Source organism: Mammaliicoccus sp. J-M41 (assembly GCF_022385935.1).
GTDB classification, from domain to species: Bacteria; Bacillota; Bacilli; order Staphylococcales; family Staphylococcaceae; genus Mammaliicoccus; species Mammaliicoccus sciuri_A.
Genome location: NZ_JAJNIR010000011.1, coordinates 33,537 through 53,425, shown reverse-complemented (window position 1 = coordinate 53,425; position 19,889 = coordinate 33,537). Strand labels below are relative to the sequence as shown.

Genomic DNA, 19,889 nt, shown 5'->3' with positions numbered 1-19,889 from the left:
CACTATTAGGATATACAATTCACTCATAAAAGTCGATATGTAAGCTACTTTTATTCAAATTTCCCGTAAAAAAGATCACGCCAATTATATGACGTGAACTTTATTTAATTTAATCTTCAAGCGTAGATAAGTCACCTGCTGGTAAATCTAATTCCCAAGCTTTAAGTACACGTCTCATAATTTTACCTGAACGTGTCTTCGGTAATTTATCTTTAAATTCAATTTCACGAGGTGCTGCATGTCCAGCTAATCCTTCTTTAACAAACTTTCTAATTTCTTCTTTAAGTTCGTCTGATTCTTCATAGCCATCTCTTAAAGCAATAAAAGCTTTAATAATTTCACCTCTTACTGGGTCAGGTTTACCGATAACACCCGCTTCAGCAACAGCTGGATGTTCAACGAGTTTAGATTCAACTTCAAATGGACCTACACGTTCACCAGCAGTCATGATGACATCATCAACTCTACCTTGGAACCAGTAATAACCATCTTCATCTTTATATGCAGAATCTCCTGAAACATACCATTCATCATTGATAAAGTAAGAATCATATTTAGGCTGATTATTCCAAATTGTTCTCATCATTGATGGCCAACCTTTTTTAAGGGCTAAGTTACCCATTCTATTCGGTGGTAATTCATTACCTTGATCATCTACAATTGCTGCTTCAATACCTGGTAAAGGTTTACCCATTGAACCAGCACGTATATCCATAGATGGATAGTTTACAATCATATGTCCACCTGTTTCAGTCATCCACCATGTATCATGTACTCTATGATTAAATACGTTATGTGCCCATTTAATAACTTCAGGGTTTAACGGTTCACCTACTGAAAGCACATGTCTTAATGATGAAAGATCATATTTACTAACAACATCATCGCCAGCACCCATTAACATACGTAGTGCAGTTGGCGCAGTATACCAAATCGTTACGCCATATGTTTGAATAAAGTCATACCAGCCTTCTGGTGAGAATCTTCCACCGACGATACAGTTTGTAACACCATTTAACCATGGACTAAAGATACCGTATGATGTGCCAGTTACCCAACCTGGGTCAGCTGTACACCAATAAACGTCATCTTCTTTAAAGTCTAATACATATTTACCAGATATATAATGTACAATCATAGCCTCTTGAACATGTAATACACCTTTAGGTTGTCCTGTAGAACCTGATGTATAATGTAAGATCAAACCATCTTCTCTATCTAACCATTCAATATCAAATTCTTCACTTGCTTGCTCAAATGATTGATTGAAATCAATATATTCATCACTTACTTCGTCATCTACAACGACAATATGTTCAAGGTTTGGTAATTCATCTTTCGGAATTCTACCAACTAAATCGTTCGTTGTAATGATAACTTTAGCTTCACTATTTTCTAATCTGTCTTTAACTGCTTTTTCCATAAAGGCTTCGAATAATGGACCTACAATAGCCCCAATCTTCAAAGTACCTAATAAAGAGAAATATAATTCAGGTGTTCTCGGCATAAATATAAATACTCTATCACCTTTTTGTACATTCGCTTCATTTTTCAAGACATTTGCAGCTTTATTACTCGCGATTTGTAATTCTTTAAATGTATAACTATCTTGTCTATTGCTATCTTTATAATGAAGTGCAATTTTGTCCCCTTTACCATTATCTACATGACGATCTATACATTCGTAAGCCATATTTATTTTTCCAGTTTCACTCCAACTGAAATTCTTTTCGATATCTTTCCAATTATGATTTTTTACTGTTTCATCATAATCAGCAAGGTTATAAGAATCATTTAATGCTTCGTATACTTCGACTTTCATTTAAATCTCCCCTTTTATGAATGTAATCGTTTTCAATAAAGCCTATTTACATTATAATATAAATAGATGATACTTTTCAAAAAAATTTGATTATTCAAAATACATATTACAAATATAGAATATCATACTTAATGAAAGGAGGTACAACATTGGAATTCAAGAAGACTTTTATATCTGAAACTGTCCCCTATGATAAAGACACAGACATTATCGTTGAAGGACCTGTACATCCAGATGAATTACGAAATATGACTTTTGATGAAGGACTCAATAGTTTTAGAGTATCTAAAGAACAATTTGAAGCCATTATTGAAATTGCAGAATTACCTGAAGGAAGAATAATTATTGCACGTATTGATCAACATATTATTGGTTATACGACATACTTATACCCTGACCCATTAGAGAGATGGTCTGATGGTAATTTACCGTATATTCTAGAATTAGGTGCTATTGAATTGTCATTAGATTATCGTAAATATGGTCTAGGTAAAAAAATGCTTCAACTTGCTATGAAAGCACCTGAAATGGAAGATTTCATCGTCATTACAACTGAATATTATTGGCATTGGGACCTTAAAAACAGTGGTTTAGATGTTTATCAATATCAGAAAATCATGAATAAAATGATGGCTGAAGGTGGATTAGAAGTGTTTGCAACAGACGACCCTGAAATTATTAGTCATCCAGCAAATAGCTTAATGGCAAGGATTGGACAAAATATTCAACAAGAACAAATGGAAGCATTTGATAAGCTCAGATTTATGAATAGATTTTTCTTTTAGAGGGGGTTTAAATTTATGTTAGTTGAAAAAATTATGACATCACCTTGTACGACAATACAAAGTGATAAATCTATTGAAGATGCTTTAGTATTAATGACACAAAAAGAAATTAGACATTTACCGATTGTTGATGAAGAAGATCATTTACTCGGTATTATTTCTGATAGGGATATAAAAATGGCTCTGCCAAGCATATTATCTGATGACGAGCCTAACAAAAGTTTGTCATTGTCTGTTTCAAAAATAATGAGACGTAATGTGATACGTTGTCATCCACTTGATTTTGTAGAAGATATTGCACTAGATTTTTATGAAATGTCTATCGGGTCAATTCCAGTTATTCGAGATAATAAAGTAATTGGTATCGTAACCCAAAAAGACATGCTCAATACATTTTTAGAACTTACTGGTGTGACTATGCCCGGTTCTATTATTGAAGTACATATTGATGATAAAGTTGGCGCACTGCATGATATTACAAGAATATTTAAAGAACAAAATATTGATATTTTAAACGTTCTAGCATATGCAGATCAACAAGATATTAGCAAGAGATACCTGATGTTACGAGTGAAATCAATGAATCCAGAGAAGATATACAAATTATTAGAAGAACAAGATTACCATGTCATCTATCCGTTTGGTATAAAAAATGACTAATGCTAAATATGTATATTCTGAAGATTTATTGAAATATCGTTTTTCAGATAGTCACCCTTTCAATCAAATGAGACTTAAATTAACAACTGATTTACTCTTTGATTTAGGTGTATTAACAGAAGCACATATTATTCCACCTCGGGTAGCGACTGATGAAGAACTTCAACTCGTACATGAACCAAATTATATAGAAGCTATTAAAAAAGCTGGCAATGGTGAATTACCATTAGAAGAATATGATAAATACGGATTAAATTCTGAAGACACGCCACAATTTGTAAATATGCATGAAAATAGTGCACGTGTTGTTGGTGGGACTTTAAGTGCAGTAGATGCCGTTATGACTGGAGAAGCAACAAGAGCATGCCATCTTGGTGGTGGCTTACATCATGGCTTCAAAGGAAAAGCGAGCGGATTTTGTATATATAATGACAGTGCAGTTGCCATCCAATACATGCAATCAAAGTATAATCAACGCATCTTATATATCGATACAGACGCTCATCATGGCGATGGCGTACAATGGTCATTTTATACAAATGAAGATGTCATGAACTATTCTATACATGAAACAGGTCGATACTTATTTCCAGGCACTGGCGCCTTAACAGAACGCGGTGATGGTAAAGGATTTGGAACGACTGTCAATGTGCCATTAGATGCTTATACAGAAGACGATTCATACATAGACGTCTTTAAAGATACAGTAGAAGCCGTTTGTAAAGCATATAAACCAGATGTCATACTGAGTGTAAATGGTGTTGATATACATTACTTAGATCCACTCACACATTTGAGCTGTACACTTGATACATTGTATAAAATACCTTATATCGTTAAAGGTTTAGCAGACAAATATTGTGATGGCAAAATCATTATGATTGGTGGCGGTGGATATAATATATGGCGCGTTGTACCTAGAGCGTGGTCACATGTATGGTTTGCATTAAATGACCTACAAACACCTGAAGGCTCACTACCAGATTCATGGTTACAAAAATACCAACCACACGCACCATTACCACTACCTTCAACTTGGGTAGATGAAAAAGAAGACTATACTGAAATACCAAGAAGAACAGAAATAACTGAAAAAAATAATAATACTAAATTAAGAATATTAGACTGGTTTAATTAAATATTAAAAAAGAAGACTGACACAATTGATATGTTTCAGTCTTCTTTTTACTATTATTTAGTTGTACCTCTATATTCAACTCTATAAGGTAAAATCACATTCGGTTCATCAATTTGTTCGTCATTCATATATTTAGTTAATAATCTCATACCAACTGCACCAATATCATATAATGGTTGTGTCACACTTGATAATTGAGGTCTAACCATATGAACTAATCTTGTATTATTGAAACTTACAACTTGTAAATCATTTGGTACATTAACGCCTGCATCTTGTGCTGCGTGTACAATACCAATTGCTTGTTCATCACTAATACATAAAATAACATCCGGCTTATCTTGAGAAACAGCCTCATAAGCACGGCTACCATCTTTATATGTTTCATTACCAACAAATTTAGCATTGTCTTCGATTTCAAGGCCAGCTTCTTGAAGTGCAAGTTCTAATCCTTTAAAAGCATCATCCTGTGCTTTTTCTGAATATCCTCCACCTACAAATGCAAATTTCTTAGCACCTTTCTTGATCAATGATTCAGCAATTTCTTTACTAGCTTCTGTATAGTTAATGTTAACTGAAGCAAGTTTAGAATCTTTGTCATTCGTACCTGATACGACTACTGGTACTGATGATTTATCAATAAGGTCTACTGTTTCATCTGTTAAAGTACCACCTAAGAAAATGATACCGTCAACTTGTTTACTTAATAAATTATTAAATATCTCTTGTTCTTTTTCACTATCATTATCAGAATTTGAAATGATTGTATGATATTTATACATAGTGGCAATATCTTCTAATCCACGAGCTAATTCAGAATAATAAACATTAGAAATGTCAGGAATAATTACCCCAACAGTTGTTGTTTTCTTACTTGCTAAACCTCTAGCTACAGCATTAGGTCTATAATTTAATCTTTTAATGACTTCATTTACTTTATCACGTGTTGAAGGTTTAACATTTTGGTTACCATTCACGACACGTGAAACTGTTGCCATTGATACTTTTGCTTCTCTTGCAACATCATATATTGTTACAGTCATAATATCCTCCTATCTTGAAAACGTTTTCTACTTTATTCTAGCACGTTTTCATAATGTTTTCAAAGTATATGAAAGCGAACTCACAATTACCAATTATAAAAGATTATAGAGGTGTTGTCGATACAATTGCTCTAATATTTTTGGTTTTTGTGTAAATTGTAAATAGTTTTTCAGAAAACAAACGAACATATGTTAATTTACAACATAAAAAACTGGCGAAAAGTTATGATAACTTTTCGCCAGTTAATGTATATGAATATTATTTTTCGTATAATTTAGCAGCTTCAACGATTTCTTTGTAGAATGCATCAAATTCGTTTAAGTCCATTTGTTGACCAGCATCACTTAATGCTACTGATGGATCAGGATGTACTTCTGCCATTACACCGTCAGCTCCAACTGCTAATGCAGCTTTAGCACATGGTAACATAATATCTTTACGTCCAGTACTATGCGTAACGTCTACCATAACTGGAAGATGTGTACCTTGTTTTAAAATTGGAACTGCTGAAATATCTAATGTGTTTCTTGTAGCTTTTTCATATGTTCTAATACCACGTTCACATAAGATAATGTTATTGTTACCTTGTGAGTGAATGTATTCTGCAGCGTAGATGAATTCTTCGATAGTTGCAGAAAGACCACGTTTTAATAAGATAGGTTTATTTGTTTTACCTGCTTCTTTTAATAACTCAAAGTTTTGCATGTTTCTTGCACCAATTTGGAATACATCTAAGTATTCATCAGCCATTTCAAAGTGTGCAGGATTTACAATTTCACTTACGATATTTAAACCGTATTTATCTTTAGTATTTTTAAGAATTTTTAATCCTTCTTCACCTAAACCTTGGAAGTCATAAGGAGAAGTACGTGGTTTAAATGCGCCACCTCTAATGAATTTTTCGCCTCTATCAGCTAAATCTTTCGCAACTGCATCAACTTGTTCTTGTGATTCTACAGAACATGGACCGAATACGAATGATTTTTTATTATTACCAATGATTGCACCATTGTCGAATTGTACAATAGTATCTTCTGGTTTTAATTTACGAGAAACATATAAATGTTTTTCATTTTCAGATTTTTGTAAGTCAGTAGAAGCTTTAAAGATCTCTTTAAATAATTGCTTAATAGTATTGTCGTTATATGGTCCTTGGTTATTATCAATTAAATGATTTAACATTTCTTTTTCACGTTGTGGATCATATACTTGAGTACCTTGTTTACGTTTTTCTTCACCAATTTTTTTAGCTAAAGTACCACGTTCTTGTAATAAAGCTAAAATTTCATCATTAATACCTTCAATTCTTTTTCTTAAATTCTCTAATTCATTTGACATCCTTTTCACCTCATGTAAACAATTTAACTCACATACTTTAAAGCGATAAAATATATAAGTAATTAGATGTTAGTATAACAATTAAAATGCTCTGATTCAACCCCAACATCTCAAAAATATTAAAATTTATTACTAATCAGACTAATAAAGTATATTTTAATTTATAATGGTGTTCATTACAATATAAAAAACTACCGAAAAGTTATGTTATGACTTTTCGGTAGTACAAATAATATGCGTTATACATCACTTATTTATTATTTTTTATCGAAAGTTTTTTTCTCTACAACTGTTTTAGGACCTTTTAAGTCTTCATTTTCTACTTCAGATTTAATCGCACCTTTTTGTGCTTTTAATTCTTCGTCGCCTACATCGTCAGCTGTTACAACGCCTTTGTTAGCTTTCTTTTCAGCTTGTTTAGATTTTACTTCTTCTGCTTTTTTCTTAGTTTCTGTTTTCTTTTCTGAAGCTTTTGTTTTAACTTCTTCTTTTTTGTCAGCAGCTTTAGCTTTTACTTCTTCCGCTTTTTGACTAGCTTCTTCTTTCTTATCAGCAGCTTTAGCTTTCACTTCTTCTGCTTTTTCACTAGCTTGTGCTTTTTTATCTTCAACTTTAGTTTTAACTTCTTCTTTCTTTTCTTCAGCTTGTGTTTTGATTTCTTCAGCTTTAGATTGAGCTTGAACTTTTAAGTCATCAGTTTTAGTTTTAACGTCATCGATAATTTTGTTTGATTTCTCACTTAAATCATCTTGTAATTCTTTCCCTGATTTAGGAGCTAGTAATAAACCAACAATTCCGCCTACTACTGTACCTAATACTACTCCAAATACAAAATCTCTACCGTTTGTATTTTTTTCATATTCAGCTTCATATGTTTCTAATCCATGTGTATATAAATCTCTATTGTATTTGTTTTCCATTATATTTTCCCCCTAATTTTATTAAAGAAATCAGGCTGTGACATGTTTAAATGCCTCAGCCTGAAAAGATAGTTATTTGCTTCCATGCACGTTATTTTTTCAAGCCTGCACCAATTTTATCTTCATCTAGGTTGTCACCTGATGTTGTTGTTTCATTGTAGTCTTTCGGCACTTGCGCTTCAAAATCTTTAGAAGCATTTACATTATTTTTGTATGATACGTTACTTCTACGATCTCTTCTTAATTGCCATTTATCTGCAACTTCCATTGCAACATTTGACCATTGAATAACTTGAGAAATCTTATCTTCATTTTGTGAGATATTGTGAGTAATAGAATTTGTAACTCTATCAACTGAATTATTAAGTGTTTGTACAGAATCTCCAACACCTTTAACTGCATCTACTACTGAGTTTAAGCGTAATGATTTATCTTGAATATCTTCAGTTAAACGATTTGCTTTATGAAGTAAATCAGTAGATTCACGTGTGATACCTTGTATTTGGCCTTGAATGCCATCTAAAGTTTCATTAATTCCTTTAACTGTTTTTAATAATTGCATTAAAAATAGTGCTAAAACAACACAAATAATTAAAAATGCAACCGCAGCAATTATGCCTGCTATTGGTAAAATCCAATCCATACTGAACGCCTCCTAATAATTATAAAACTAATCTTTATTCGATTTACTAATATTTAATACCCTCACTATTAAAGTATAAACATATTATATTTAATGTGACAGTGAAGAAACATAGGCTTTTTGAACTTTTTGAATATCCCCAGCACCCATAAATAGTATAACACCATTATCATGCTTTTGTAGCTGAGAAACTGATTCTTCGCTTATTAAATCCGCATTAGGAATTAATGCTTTTAAATCATGTATTGTCAGCTCACCTTGTTGTTCTCGAATAGAACCAAAGATGTCACATAAGTATACTTTATCAGCAAGGTTTAAACTTTCAGCAAATTCGTTTAAGAAAGTTTCTGTTCTTGAAAATGTGTGAGGTTGAAATACTGCAACCACTTCGTTTTCAGGATATTTTTTTCTAGCTGATTCAATTGTAGCATTAATTTCTCTCGGATGGTGTGCATAGTCATCGATTAAGATTTGATTGTCGTAAAAACTTTCACTAAATCTTCTTTTTACACCACCAAATGTCAATAATGCTTCTTTAATATTTTCAATATCAAGTTTTTCTAAATGACAAATTGCAATAACTGCTAATGCATTTAGAACATGGTGATCACCATACATAGGTGTTGTAAATGTACCTATGAGTTCGTTTTTAGATTTGAAGTAAACATCAAATGTTGTACCTTTAGAAGACGTTTGAACATTGTCAGCATAGACATCGTTGTCATGCTCAAACCCGTAAAAGTAAATTGGAACATCAGCTTTAATTTTTCTAAGCTCAGCATCATGTCCCCAAGCAACGATTGCTTTTTTAACATTACTAGCCATTTCTTGGAATGCATTTGTTACGTCTTGTAAATCTTTAAAATAGTCCGGATGATCAAAATCAATATTTGTCATAATCGCATAATCTGGATAATAACTTAAGAAGTGTCTTCTATATTCACAAGCTTCAAAAGCAAAGTATGAGCTATCAGGTAATCCCATACCTGTTCCATCACCTATTAAGAATGACGTCTTTTGATCACCATTCATCACATGTGATAATAATCCAGTTGTCGATGTTTTACCGTGTGCACCTGTAACAGCCACTGACGTATATTGAGACATAAATTCGCCTAGGAAAATATGATATCTTTTCACTTCAAGTCCCATTTCGTATGCTTTAGCTATTTCAGGGTGTGTATCTGGAAAGGCATTACCTGCTATAACAGTCATGCCTTCTTTAATATTTTCAACATCAAATGGTAGTATTTTAATGCCTTTATTTTTTAATGCTATTTCAGTAAATACTGTATTCTCTATATCAGAACCTTGTACTTTATGTCCCATGTCGTGCATGATTTGTGCAAGTGAACTCATACCTGCACCTTTTATGCCGACAAAATGAAATAATGTCATTTCATGTCACTCCTTCTATTTCTTAAATGTTAGTTTCTCTTTCTTCTATCATATCTTTAGTAATGAGTACATCTCTTGGTTTAGAGCCGTTAGGTCCAGATATATAACCTCTCTCTTCAAGGTTATCAATCATTCTAGCTGCTCTATTATATCCAATTTGGAAATGTCTTTGTATAAGTGAAGTTGAAATATGACCTTCGTTTAACATAAATTCACAAACTTCATCAAACAGTGCATCAGCAGGTTGTTCATTTACCTTTTTCAACAATGTTTCTTCTTTGAATAGATAATTTGGTTTCATTTGACTACTTACATTTTCTACTGTTTCATCAATTTCATCATCTGATACAAATGCACCTTGAACTCTTATCGGTTTATTCTTACCGTTACCAAGATATAACATATCACCATTACCTAGTAATTTCTCTGCTCCACCAACATCAAGAATTGTTCTAGAGTCAATAGAAGACGATACCATGAATGATATTCTTGTTGGTACGTTTGCTTTAATTAAACCTGTAATCACATTGACGGATGGTCGTTGTGTAGCAAGAATCATATGTATACCACATGCTCTAGCTTTTTGTGCAATTCTAGCAATAGATTGTTCAACTTCTTGAGGTGACATCATCATTAAATCAGCTAACTCATCTATAACTATAATGATTTTTGCCATTCTTTGCTCGTAATTTGCTTTCTTATTAAATGCAGTAATATTTCTAACATGTAATTCTGCAAAACGTTTATATCTACGTTCCATCTCTTCAACAGCCCACTTTAAACTAGCCGTTGCCGCTTTAACATCAGTAATAACTGGCGCAACTAAATGCGGTAAATTATTATACGGTGCAAGCTCTACCATTTTAGGATCAATCAGTAATAGTTTCAGCTCATCTGGATGATTTTTATAAAGTAAACTTGTTAAAATAGCATTAATACATACTGACTTACCAGAACCTGTTGCACCGGCAATGAGCGCATGAGGAGTCTTTGCAATATCCATTAGTAGCGGCTCATTATTTATTTTAAAGCCCATTGCTACAGTCAGTTTACTTTCTGCTTGTTGGAAAGGTTTAGACGTAATCATTTGGCCTAACGGAATCTTTTTAGGACTTTGATTAGGCACTTCTATACCTACTAAACTTGTACCCGGAATAGGTGCTTCAATACGGATATCTTTAGCTGCTAAAGCCATTTTAATGTCATCTTGTAAAGCAGTAATTCTAGATACTTTAACACCTTTTTCAACAGATAATTCAAATCTCGTTACAGTTGGCCCTTGTATCATATTTACTACATGTGCAGGCACATTAAAATGATAAAAAGCTTCATCTAGTTCTTTTTTCTTTTCCTCTAACCATTCACTATTATCTTCTTCCTCTACAACATCATCTAATATAGATACTGGTGGAAGTACATAAGATGGTCCTTTACGTTTAACAGCTTGGTTAGACTCATGTTGTTCATTTTGAGTTTCACTTCTTGTTTCTTGTATGTTTGATGTTTGTGTCTTGTTGATATTTGATGAATTCTTAAATGCTTGATGTTTACGCTTATCTGATGGCGTCATCATCACGTTAAATGGTGAAGACTTTCTAACAGGCTTAGGCTTCAAGATTGGTTCGTGAGAAGTTGTCTCTTTAGGTTCTTCAGGTTGTTGAACCGTGTCCTCTACTTCTATAGGATCGTTATTTGTTTCTTCTTCTTCAGAAATAACATTATCCGCTTCTTCTGTTTCAGTATCACTTTCCACATCAACATGATCAGACTCGAATAAGCTTTCTTCTTGATCTTCTTCAGTTTCGTCAAATGTTAGTACATCTTCAGCATTATCGATTGTATCTATTTCTTCAACTTCAGAATCAGAATCTTCTACTTCTTCAAAATAAATATCATCTTCGACAAATTGTTCTGATTGTGTAATTGAGGCATCATTGTCTTCTTCGAGAGAATCATGCGTATCGATTATTTCTGAAGGTTCGATAACAGCTTCATTAGAATCATCTTTATCTTCTTCAAAATGCTGTATTGCTTCAGCTTCAGTACTATCTTCAGCATTATGAATTTCTTCTACTTCATTGTCTGATTCTACTTCTTCAAATTCTGAAGTTTCCGCTTCATTTGAATCGTGATTTGAGTTGACTTCTTCTTGTTCAGCATCTACTTCTTCAACAATTTCATCAAAATTGTCTTGCTGAATGTCATCTTCTGTATCATCAAAATCCAAGTCTATCTCTTTAAATTCATATGTAGTTAAATCATTGACATCTGGTTGTAACGCATTAGAATTAGCCTTCTCTTCTTGTAAGTCGCTTGTTTCATCTTGATGTATGTCATTTTGTAATTCATCGTGTAAGTCTTCTTGTTCATCTTCCACGTCTTGATAATCTTTTGGATCATTTTTAATAAATGACGCTTGTTGTTTTAAATAATAGTCTTGATTTTTAATTTGTGACTTTTTCTCTTCTGAATCAAGACTGTTAAGTTCTTGTTCTCTTTTTTCTCTTAAAGCTTTTTCAAATTGTTTTTTCTTTTGAAGCTTCTTCTCGCGTTCTTTTCTAATTTCAGAAACAATTTGTGAAGCATAAATATTTTCAATGTTAATCGTATTGTCCGTCTTTGAATAAGTAGGGACATCTCGAACGATTTCACTACTTTGGTTACGTTTATTTTCTTTTTCAGCATCATTTTCTGATGGTTTAGTTGAATGATCTTTCAAACCACTATTGGGAACTTCTTTTTGTTTTCTCATACCGAATATTGCTGAAGGCACTTCAGAAGCTTTAAATTTTGGTTGATGTAAAGCATTCAATCTCTCTTCAAATTGATAGTCATCATTATGACGTTTACTGTTGTCATAGCGAGAGGATTGTTTACTTTTCGCACTGTAATGAAGTGTTACATCCTGGTCATAACTTCTTGACTTCTTAACAGGTTCATATGAATCTGCATTACGATTTCTTCTACGTCTTCTTCTATTCGTTGGAAAAGAAGCTGAGCTTTCATCATAAAATCTACTATCATGATATTTCTCTTCTCGTTGACTTGTGTCATGATCATGTTGATGGTGCTCTTGATTTGATTGCTCTTCATATTCCATTTGTATTGGAAATCTAAATTTGCCTTTAGGTCTTCTATAAATTTCTTCATTAGTTGAATCGTCATCTGGATGATGATCAAAAGACACTTGATCGCTTTTTTGCTTTTCATTTTTTTGTTCATTTTTCGATTGCCCGAATATATCATCAAACCAACTCATAGGTTCACTACCTTTCGTCTTCAAAGAATGGTGTTCCTACAGTATAACTATCATCTAGTACCATTATACCTTTTTCTTTTGGAGCACCTTCTAAATCAAGTTCTTTCATTGAACAAATCATACCGCTAGAAGGAACACCACGTAATTCTGCATCTTTAATAATCATTCCACTAGGCATTACCGCTCCTACTTTAGCAACAACAACTTTTTGTCCTTGATCAATATTTGGAGCGCCACATACAATTTGTAATGTCTCATTACCAACATCAACTTTACATACTGATAGTTTATCTGCATCAGGATGTTTTGATTTTTCAGATACGTATCCTACTACAAACTTAGGAGATAAATCAACGTCTAATTTATAATTAATATTATTTTTCTCTAGTAAGTCTTGAATACTATTAATGTGTTTCTCTTCAACTTTAATATTGCCATTGCCTTCTATTTGAACATATTTAGAAGCATTGAATATATTAAAACCAACAATTTTATCTTCGCTTTTGATAATTGTTAAATCATTTTGAAAATTATATTCTAATCCTTCAGTTAAAGGTTCTAAAGTAACCATTAATACGTCGCCAACACCATTTTTATTATAAAATAAATTCATTTCTCCTACTCCTTACAATCTTTTTTGATTATTTTTCATTTTTTTAAAAATTTCTCTATTTTTTTCTAAACGCTCAATAACTTCTTGATTTCTCTTACGAGAGTGATTTTTACCTAAAATAAATATTGGTTCTAAAGGTTTATCAGGTGTATAAGAGAATGATAATGATGTTATTGGCACTAAGCCATTTTGGAAGAATTGCATCGTCATTTGCGCTACAATATCATATCCAATTTCATTTTTAATATCACAAATCACCAATACATCTTGATGAGGTGTAGCTAATAACATTTCCCCTTCAATATTTTGATAAACATCTTTTAAGAATGTTTGATTGAGAATACGTGAAGCATCATATCCATCATTCGTGTTTATGAAGTAGAATGTATTGCCTTGAACTTCATCAGACTTGTAAGTTGTTTTTCTCTTTTTAATATTGAATAACGCTTGCTCTTTAATTTGTTCTTTCGTTAAATTAAGTTCACTGAGCATAGACTCATCTATTAGTCTATAAGTATTTCCTAAATCAAGCGCATAATATATATTTGTTTCAGCTGTATGTTCATCAATGACAAAAGGTGTACCTTCTTTCGTTTCTTTATGAAAACTAGTAGACCTTATGACAGGCAAGATCTCAATTTTATTAATTTCTTTATTGGATTCATCTTGCATTGCATTTATTGTTTCAGTGACGTAATAAACAATTTCGTCTATTGTTTTATTACCGTTATTTTTATATTTAGCAATAATCGGAGCTAATTTAACTGAAAGCCCTTTTTGATTATCCGTTCGTTCAATTCTTAAACTTTCATTTTCCCTATCAAACTTAAAATTTGCATCTAAAGTTTTCAATCGGTCTTTTAATAAATCTCTCATTTGAAAGACATTCATACTTAACACTCCTATTTTTATACCTCTATATAGTTTACAACAAATCGCAGTTATGTAACAGTGATAAACATATTTAAATGAAGTTAAATAAAATAAAAAAGCAGGTAATTCGAAAATAAAAGAAACTTTTTTCGACCTGCTTTTTTTATATAAATTTAATTATTTAATCCATCAATAAATGCACTAATTTGTGGAATTGTTTTTCTCTCTTTACCAACATATCTATCAAGTTCTTGACCGTTGTTATAAGCGATAAAACTTGGAATGCCCATAACATCAACTTCTTGGCATAAATCAATAAATTCATCACGATCAACTGATACGAATTGATATTGATGATATTTCTCTTCAAGTCCAGGTAAATCAGGATCTATAAAATGACAATCCGGACACCAAGATGCTGTGAACATAAATATTGTTGGTTCGTTAATCAATGATTTGTATTCTTCGATTGACGTTAATTGTTTCATTTCTTTGCACTTCCTATCATTAATGTTTGTTGACCATCTTTAATTATATGATACTTCTTCAACAAATGATAAACAAACAAACTGATTACAGCTGGTAGTAAGAAATGGAAGAATACAATTTGTAAGTATACTTCAGTCGTACTACCCATTGTTTTAATCGTCATAATTTGCCCCACAAGTCCACTTGAACCCATTCCAGCACCAGCAGCATTATTCTCCATTGGCCAAAAGACTGTCATGATTGGTGCTACGACAATACTTGCTACGACTGGCGGTATTAATATAAAGGGTTGCTTTAAATAATTTGGAATTTGAAGTTTACTTGTACCAATACCATGAGCAATAACACCCGAAATACCATTATCCTTATAGCTTGTTACTGCAAAGCCGACCATATGACAACAACCACCTATCGTAGCTGCTGCTGCCGCTGTTCCACTTAAGCCAAGCATTAACGCTAAAGCTGCACTTGAAATCGGACTACTAAGTGTAAGACCAACTATAAGGCTTACGAATATCCCCATTAATAAAGGTTGTTGATCCGTACTTAATTGTATCCAGTTTCCTAATGCTTTCATAAATGCATCGATAAATGGTGCTATAAACTTTGCAATTGCTGCACCTATAAATAACGTTAAAATCGGTGATAAAATAATATCTATTTTAGTTTTGCCTGAATATAATCTTCCAAGTTCACTTGCAAATACTGAAGATAAATAACTACCTACAGCGCCCCCTTGTTCATATCCATACATTCCTGTTACAGCAGTTGTAAATATAATAAGTGGTGATGCGCCTAAACCGTAACTCACTGCTACCCCTACCCCAGCTCCAGTTAAAGTTTGAGCTAACTTACCTATTTCTATCATCATTGAAGTATCAAAATATGTATTTAATGATTGGCCTAAAGTTTCAATAATCAGTCCAACAATTAATGTACTAAACAAACCTAAAGCCATATAACTTAATCCATCTATAATTGTTCGATTAAAAAAAGATTTTACGCGTTCCATTTGTTCACTCCCTTTAAAAGGATTATACAATAAAAAATACACATGTCATTATTTAAATTTAAATAATAACATGTGTATTTTGAAACTTTATACTTCTATAACATTTAGAAATTTCTTCAATGCGTCTGTCTTCGGTTGAGTAAACATTTCTTCCGGTTTACCTTCTTCACCGATTAAACCATCATGAATGAATATCATTCTATCAGAAACTTCTCTAGCAAATCTCATTTCATGTGTAACGATGACCATCGTCATACCTTCATTGGCTAAATCTTTAATAACTTTTAATACATCATTCACTAACTCTGGGTCTAATGCTGATGTCGGTTCGTCAAACAACATGACTTTAGGGTTCATTGCCAATGCTCTCGCAATTGCCACACGTTGTTGTTGACCACCAGATAAAGCATGAGGTCTTTGGTCTTTAACACTTTCTAATCCTACTTTTTCTAAAAGTTGAAGTGCTTCGTCATATGCTTTTTGTTTATTTACTTTTTTAACAGTAACTAAACCTTCCATAACATTTTCAATTGCTGTTTTATGTGGAAATAAGTTGTAATTTTGAAACACCATACCTGATTGTTTACGCACTTTAATTTGTGACTTCTTATTATCTGCTGTGTACGTTTCACCATTAACAACTACAGTACCTTCAGTCGGAATTTCCAATGCATTCATCATTCTCAATAAAGTTGTCTTACCAGAACCTGATCTTCCAATTAAAGTAATCACTTCACCTTTATCTACTGAAAGATTAATCCCTTTGATGACTTCTTTATCATTAAATGATTTTTTAATATTTTGAAGTTCAATCATGAACGATACCCTCTTTCGATATAAGATTCATAGTAAGATTGAATGATTGATATGATAAAACATACAATCCAATATAATATCGCTACTAGTAAATAAATCGTTAAGAATTCATATGTTGTAGAAGCGACTTCTTGTGCTTTTCTAAACATTTCTGCTACTAAAATAAAGCCAAGTAAAGACGTATCTTTAATTAAACTTAAGAATGTATTGCCTAATGCAGGTACTGAAACTCTGATTGCTTGAGGTAATATGATTCTTTGTACAGTTTGTTTATAATTCATACCAATCGAGTAAGCCGCTTCAGTTTGACCTTTAGGAATAGACATAATTCCACCTCTTAAAATTTCAGATGCATATGCACCTACATTAAGAGAAAGACCAATTATCGCAGCTATGACAGGTGACAAAGTTAATTGATTGTCTGCATTTCCTGTTGCCAATCTACCAATCTCAGGGATTCCGTAAAAGATAATGAATAATTGAACAATCATAGGTGTACCACGAATGATTGAAACATAAAAACGTGCAATCCCTTTTAGAACTTTACTACTTGATATGCGCATTAATGCAGTAGCTAATGCCAAGATTAAACCAAGCACAAAAGTAACTAAAGTAATAGGAATAGAATATTTAACTAGACCCTCTAACATCGGTAGAAATGCTTGTTTGGCAGCATTTAATGCATGAAGTTGCTCATCATTTAGGCTCTGAAACATTAGCGCCAAACCATTTCTTACTTATTTTTTCTAATTCGCCATTATCTTTTAAAGTTTTTAGACCTTTATTAAAATCTTTAATCACTTTGTCATCTTCTTTTTTACTAAATGTAAATGCAGATTGACTTTGTTCAGCATCACCTTGAATTGCTTTTATTTTAGCATTAGGTTTTTGCTTTTTATAATCTAAATATGAAACATTATCATTGAAAGTACCTTCAACACGATTTGACTGTAATAAATCCATCGCTTGGTTGAAGCCGTCTACTTTAGTAATATCTGCACCTTTAGATTTTGCAAGTTGACCATAGTTAGATGTTAAAGTTTGTGCTAATTTTTTACCTTTAACGTCGTCGAATGATTTAATGTCTTTATTATTCTCATTTACTACTAATACACCATTTGAATAAGTGTATGGATCTGAGAATTTATATTTTGCTTTTCTTTCATCGTTGATACCAACTTGGTTAGCAATCATATCAAAACGTCCTGAATCTAACCCAGCAAACATTGAATCCCATTGTGTTTCTTTAAATTTAACTTTGTATCCCATTTCTTTAGCAACTGCTTTTGTTACTTCTACATCATATCCAGTTAACTTATCATTTTTATCATGGAAGCTAAATGGAGAATAAGTACCTTCTGTACCAACTACAATTGTTTTATCATCTTTCTTACTGCTTTCTTTCTTGTCGTTGCTGTTTCCACATGCAGCTAACACAACAATTAATGCAATAATTAAAAATATACCCTTTTTCATATATACATCCCTCTATTCTTAGTATCCAAATCGGAATAAACATATTTTAGACCGAATTACAACTACTGTCAATTACTAAAATCTGAACTATTTAAATTTCAAATATTCAATCTTTTCTGAACTTAAATTTAACACGATTTCATTGAGTAATAATTTTGCACTTTCATAATCTCTTGCGTCATAAATAGCTTTACTTGTATGGATATATCTAGCACAAACACCTATTACCGCAGTTGGAATACCTGTTAGAGCTTTATGGATTTCTCCACCATCTGTACCACCTGGTGATTGGAAGTATTGATGATTAATTTCTTTTTCTTCAACCATTTCAATTAAATAATCTCTCATTCTTTCAGATAAAATCATCGTACGATCTAAAATTCTAATTAATACACCTTTTCCTAATGCACCTGATAAGCCAACGTGTCCTTTCATATCATTTGCAGGCGAACAATCTACAACTAATGCTAAATCTGGTTTAATTAAATTCACACTTGCTGAAGCACCTCTTAAACCAACTTCTTCTTGAACATTTGCGCCTACATATAAATCAACATCAAGCTCTTCATCTTTAACTGCTTCTAATAATTCTAATCCAACTAAACAACCATATCTATTGTCCCATGCTTTAGCGAGTATTCTATTCTCTGTTAGTTGTTCAAAATTCGTACTTGGAACAATTGTATCACCAATTTTAATGCCCATTTCTTTTAATTGCTCAATACTTTCTGCACCAACATCTAAAAGCATATCTTCAATAGAAACACCTGACTCTTTACCAGTTCTAAAATGTTTAGGGATACTGCCAACTACGCCGTTATAGTATTTACCGTCACGCGTTTTTAACTGTAGTGTTTGTGATAGCCATACGTCTGATGACACACCGCCAAGTGGTGTGAACTTTAACATACCCTCTTTTGTCATTTCAGTAACCATAAAGCCAATCTCATCCATATGAGCTGCTACTAATACTTTAGGTGCATTTTCTTTTTTAGATTTTTTCACACCATAAATACTGCCCATATTATCACCAATAATTTCATCAACAAATGGTGCCATTTTTTCTTTTAAATATTCACGTACTTCATTTTCAAAACCAGGTACAGCGTGTAATTCTGTTAATTCTTTCATTCTATTAAGTGTTTCTTGTCTAATTTGTGTCATTATAAATCTCCTTATTGAAATATTTATCTATCATTCAGTCTTTGTGTTAAACTTAAATTAAATAGAAGGAGGCATGGTCATGCAGAATAATAAGTTCCGCTTTTTCATTATATTATTGTCCGTTTTTACTGGTTTAGGTATTGTTGCTTCTATCGTATATGCTAAGCAATATAAACCATATAGTTGTGAAGAAATACTTAAACAAGTCAAAGCACAATTTAATAATGTTGAAGCCTCTTATATATTACATATCCCAAAGACCTACCAAAAATTCGGCATTGAAACTAAAGTTGTGCATGGTGGTATTACCGTTAACAATGATGGTAAACAAGTACACTATGAATTTATAGCCGATGCCTTTAATGGCCAAGTCATTGATATATTTGAAATTTAATAAGCTTAAAAGATGAGTCTGAGTGATTAATTTAAATCTCAGACT

Annotated in this window: 19 protein-coding genes; 4 read left to right on the top strand and 15 right to left on the bottom strand. The window is 32.3% G+C overall.

The window, feature by feature from the left end:
• Nucleotides 1-109: 109 nt before the first annotated feature.
• The gene (gene acsA / locus LQ686_RS06245) at nucleotides 110-1,822 is read right to left on the bottom strand and encodes an acetate--CoA ligase (RefSeq protein ID WP_025905292.1); all 1,713 of its coding nucleotides are present in this window, start codon (nucleotides 1,820-1,822) and stop codon (nucleotides 110-112) included.
• Between the two features lie 149 nt (nucleotides 1,823-1,971).
• Between acsA and LQ686_RS06240 the strand changes: the two genes are divergently transcribed.
• From LQ686_RS06240 to LQ686_RS06230, 3 genes are read left to right on the top strand one after another with little or no spacing between them, the layout of a single operon-like run.
• Nucleotides 1,972-2,607, top strand: coding sequence for a GNAT family N-acetyltransferase (locus LQ686_RS06240; protein ID WP_025905291.1), 636 nt, complete (start codon nucleotides 1,972-1,974; stop codon nucleotides 2,605-2,607).
• A gap of 15 nt (nucleotides 2,608-2,622) precedes the next feature.
• A complete protein-coding gene (locus LQ686_RS06235) occupies nucleotides 2,623-3,267 on the top strand; it encodes a CBS and ACT domain-containing protein (protein ID WP_025905290.1) in 645 nt (214 codons plus the stop codon).
• The gene (locus LQ686_RS06230) at nucleotides 3,260-4,405 is read left to right on the top strand and encodes an acetoin utilization protein AcuC (protein ID WP_025905289.1); all 1,146 of its coding nucleotides are present in this window, start codon (nucleotides 3,260-3,262) and stop codon (nucleotides 4,403-4,405) included. Before LQ686_RS06235 ends, LQ686_RS06230 begins: the two co-directional genes overlap by 8 nt.
• Nucleotides 4,406-4,458: 53 nt before the next feature.
• Here LQ686_RS06230 and ccpA read toward each other — a convergent pair whose 3' ends face one another.
• The 14 genes from ccpA to LQ686_RS06160 form a co-directional block, all read right to left on the bottom strand.
• Entirely contained in the window at nucleotides 4,459-5,448 is a 990-nt protein-coding gene (ccpA, locus tag LQ686_RS06225; protein WP_025905288.1) for a catabolite control protein A, read from the bottom strand.
• Nucleotides 5,449-5,707: 259 nt separating this feature from the next.
• Entirely contained in the window at nucleotides 5,708-6,787 is a 1,080-nt protein-coding gene (locus tag LQ686_RS06220) for a bifunctional 3-deoxy-7-phosphoheptulonate synthase/chorismate mutase (protein WP_103361691.1), read from the bottom strand.
• A gap of 257 nt (nucleotides 6,788-7,044) precedes the next feature.
• Entirely contained in the window at nucleotides 7,045-7,707 is a 663-nt protein-coding gene (locus tag LQ686_RS06215; protein ID WP_025905286.1) for a YtxH domain-containing protein, read from the bottom strand.
• A 91-nt stretch (nucleotides 7,708-7,798) separates the two neighbouring features.
• Nucleotides 7,799-8,350: a DUF948 domain-containing protein gene (locus LQ686_RS06210; protein ID WP_025905285.1), complete on the bottom strand. Its 552-nt coding sequence runs from the start codon at nucleotides 8,348-8,350 to the stop codon at nucleotides 7,799-7,801.
• Between the two features lie 90 nt (nucleotides 8,351-8,440).
• Complete coding sequence (gene murC, locus LQ686_RS06205; protein WP_025905284.1) at nucleotides 8,441-9,748, bottom strand: UDP-N-acetylmuramate--L-alanine ligase; 1,308 nt, start codon at nucleotides 9,746-9,748, stop codon at nucleotides 8,441-8,443.
• A gap of 22 nt (nucleotides 9,749-9,770) precedes the next feature.
• Nucleotides 9,771-13,031 carry a DNA translocase FtsK gene (locus tag LQ686_RS06200; protein WP_311403103.1) on the bottom strand — a complete coding sequence of 1,087 codons (3,261 nt, stop codon included), beginning with the start codon at nucleotides 13,029-13,031 and terminating at the stop codon, nucleotides 9,771-9,773.
• Nucleotides 13,015-13,620 carry a YtpR family tRNA-binding protein gene (gene ytpR / locus LQ686_RS06195; RefSeq protein ID WP_025905282.1) on the bottom strand — a complete coding sequence of 202 codons (606 nt, stop codon included), beginning with the start codon at nucleotides 13,618-13,620 and terminating at the stop codon, nucleotides 13,015-13,017. The genes LQ686_RS06200 and ytpR overlap by 17 nt, the downstream gene beginning before the upstream one ends.
• A 12-nt stretch (nucleotides 13,621-13,632) precedes the next feature.
• Nucleotides 13,633-14,511, bottom strand: coding sequence for a DUF1444 domain-containing protein (locus LQ686_RS06190; protein WP_025905281.1), 879 nt, complete (start codon nucleotides 14,509-14,511; stop codon nucleotides 13,633-13,635).
• A gap of 155 nt (nucleotides 14,512-14,666) precedes the next feature.
• Entirely contained in the window at nucleotides 14,667-14,981 is a 315-nt protein-coding gene (locus LQ686_RS06185; protein ID WP_025905280.1) for a thioredoxin family protein, read from the bottom strand.
• Nucleotides 14,978-15,994 carry a PTS sugar transporter subunit IIC gene (locus LQ686_RS06180; protein WP_025905279.1) on the bottom strand — a complete coding sequence of 339 codons (1,017 nt, stop codon included), beginning with the start codon at nucleotides 15,992-15,994 and terminating at the stop codon, nucleotides 14,978-14,980. Before LQ686_RS06180 ends, LQ686_RS06185 begins: the two co-directional genes overlap by 4 nt.
• 87 nt (nucleotides 15,995-16,081) lie before the next feature.
• Nucleotides 16,082-16,810 (bottom strand): amino acid ABC transporter ATP-binding protein, encoded by a 729-nt coding sequence (locus LQ686_RS06175; protein WP_025905278.1) that lies wholly within the window; start codon nucleotides 16,808-16,810, stop codon nucleotides 16,082-16,084.
• The gene (locus tag LQ686_RS06170) at nucleotides 16,807-17,526 is read right to left on the bottom strand and encodes an amino acid ABC transporter permease (protein ID WP_103361692.1); all 720 of its coding nucleotides are present in this window, start codon (nucleotides 17,524-17,526) and stop codon (nucleotides 16,807-16,809) included. The genes LQ686_RS06175 and LQ686_RS06170 overlap by 4 nt, the downstream gene beginning before the upstream one ends.
• Nucleotides 17,507-18,286 (bottom strand): amino acid ABC transporter substrate-binding protein, encoded by a 780-nt coding sequence (locus LQ686_RS06165; RefSeq protein ID WP_025905276.1) that lies wholly within the window; start codon nucleotides 18,284-18,286, stop codon nucleotides 17,507-17,509. The genes LQ686_RS06170 and LQ686_RS06165 overlap by 20 nt, the downstream gene beginning before the upstream one ends.
• An 87-nt stretch (nucleotides 18,287-18,373) precedes the next feature.
• Nucleotides 18,374-19,450: a M42 family metallopeptidase gene (locus LQ686_RS06160; protein ID WP_107565169.1), complete on the bottom strand. Its 1,077-nt coding sequence runs from the start codon at nucleotides 19,448-19,450 to the stop codon at nucleotides 18,374-18,376.
• A 79-nt stretch (nucleotides 19,451-19,529) separates the two neighbouring features.
• Here LQ686_RS06160 and LQ686_RS06155 point away from each other — a divergent pair, with 79 nt between their 5' ends.
• Entirely contained in the window at nucleotides 19,530-19,844 is a 315-nt protein-coding gene (locus tag LQ686_RS06155) for a hypothetical protein (protein ID WP_051539247.1), read from the top strand.
• Nucleotides 19,845-19,889: the final 45 nt, after the last annotated feature.

Excerpts from the sequence above, each read along its gene's own strand:
- acsA (WP_025905292.1), bottom strand. The coding sequence starts at position 1,822 with ATGAAAGTCGAAGTATACGAAGCATTAAATGATTCTTATAACCTTGCT.
- LQ686_RS06235 (WP_025905290.1), top strand. The coding sequence starts at position 2,623 with ATGTTAGTTGAAAAAATTATGACATCACCTTGTACGACAATACAAAGT.
- LQ686_RS06230 (WP_025905289.1), top strand. The coding sequence starts at position 3,260 with ATGACTAATGCTAAATATGTATATTCTGAAGATTTATTGAAATATCGT.
- ccpA (WP_025905288.1), bottom strand. The coding sequence starts at position 5,448 with ATGACTGTAACAATATATGATGTTGCAAGAGAAGCAAAAGTATCAATG.
- LQ686_RS06220 (WP_103361691.1), bottom strand. The coding sequence starts at position 6,787 with ATGTCAAATGAATTAGAGAATTTAAGAAAAAGAATTGAAGGTATTAAT.
- LQ686_RS06215 (WP_025905286.1), bottom strand. The coding sequence starts at position 7,707 with ATGGAAAACAAATACAATAGAGATTTATATACACATGGATTAGAAACA.
- LQ686_RS06210 (WP_025905285.1), bottom strand. The coding sequence starts at position 8,350 with ATGGATTGGATTTTACCAATAGCAGGCATAATTGCTGCGGTTGCATTT.
- murC (WP_025905284.1), bottom strand. The coding sequence starts at position 9,748 with ATGACATTATTTCATTTTGTCGGCATAAAAGGTGCAGGTATGAGTTCA.
- ytpR (WP_025905282.1), bottom strand. The coding sequence starts at position 13,620 with ATGAATTTATTTTATAATAAAAATGGTGTTGGCGACGTATTAATGGTT.
- LQ686_RS06190 (WP_025905281.1), bottom strand. The coding sequence starts at position 14,511 with ATGAATGTCTTTCAAATGAGAGATTTATTAAAAGACCGATTGAAAACT.
- LQ686_RS06185 (WP_025905280.1), bottom strand. The coding sequence starts at position 14,981 with ATGAAACAATTAACGTCAATCGAAGAATACAAATCATTGATTAACGAA.
- LQ686_RS06180 (WP_025905279.1), bottom strand. The coding sequence starts at position 15,994 with ATGGAACGCGTAAAATCTTTTTTTAATCGAACAATTATAGATGGATTA.
- LQ686_RS06175 (WP_025905278.1), bottom strand. The coding sequence starts at position 16,810 with ATGATTGAACTTCAAAATATTAAAAAATCATTTAATGATAAAGAAGTC.
- LQ686_RS06170 (WP_103361692.1), bottom strand. The coding sequence starts at position 17,526 with ATGTTTCAGAGCCTAAATGATGAGCAACTTCATGCATTAAATGCTGCC.
- LQ686_RS06165 (WP_025905276.1), bottom strand. The coding sequence starts at position 18,286 with ATGAAAAAGGGTATATTTTTAATTATTGCATTAATTGTTGTGTTAGCT.
- LQ686_RS06160 (WP_107565169.1), bottom strand. The coding sequence starts at position 19,450 with ATGACACAAATTAGACAAGAAACACTTAATAGAATGAAAGAATTAACA.
- LQ686_RS06155 (WP_051539247.1), top strand. The coding sequence starts at position 19,530 with ATGCAGAATAATAAGTTCCGCTTTTTCATTATATTATTGTCCGTTTTT.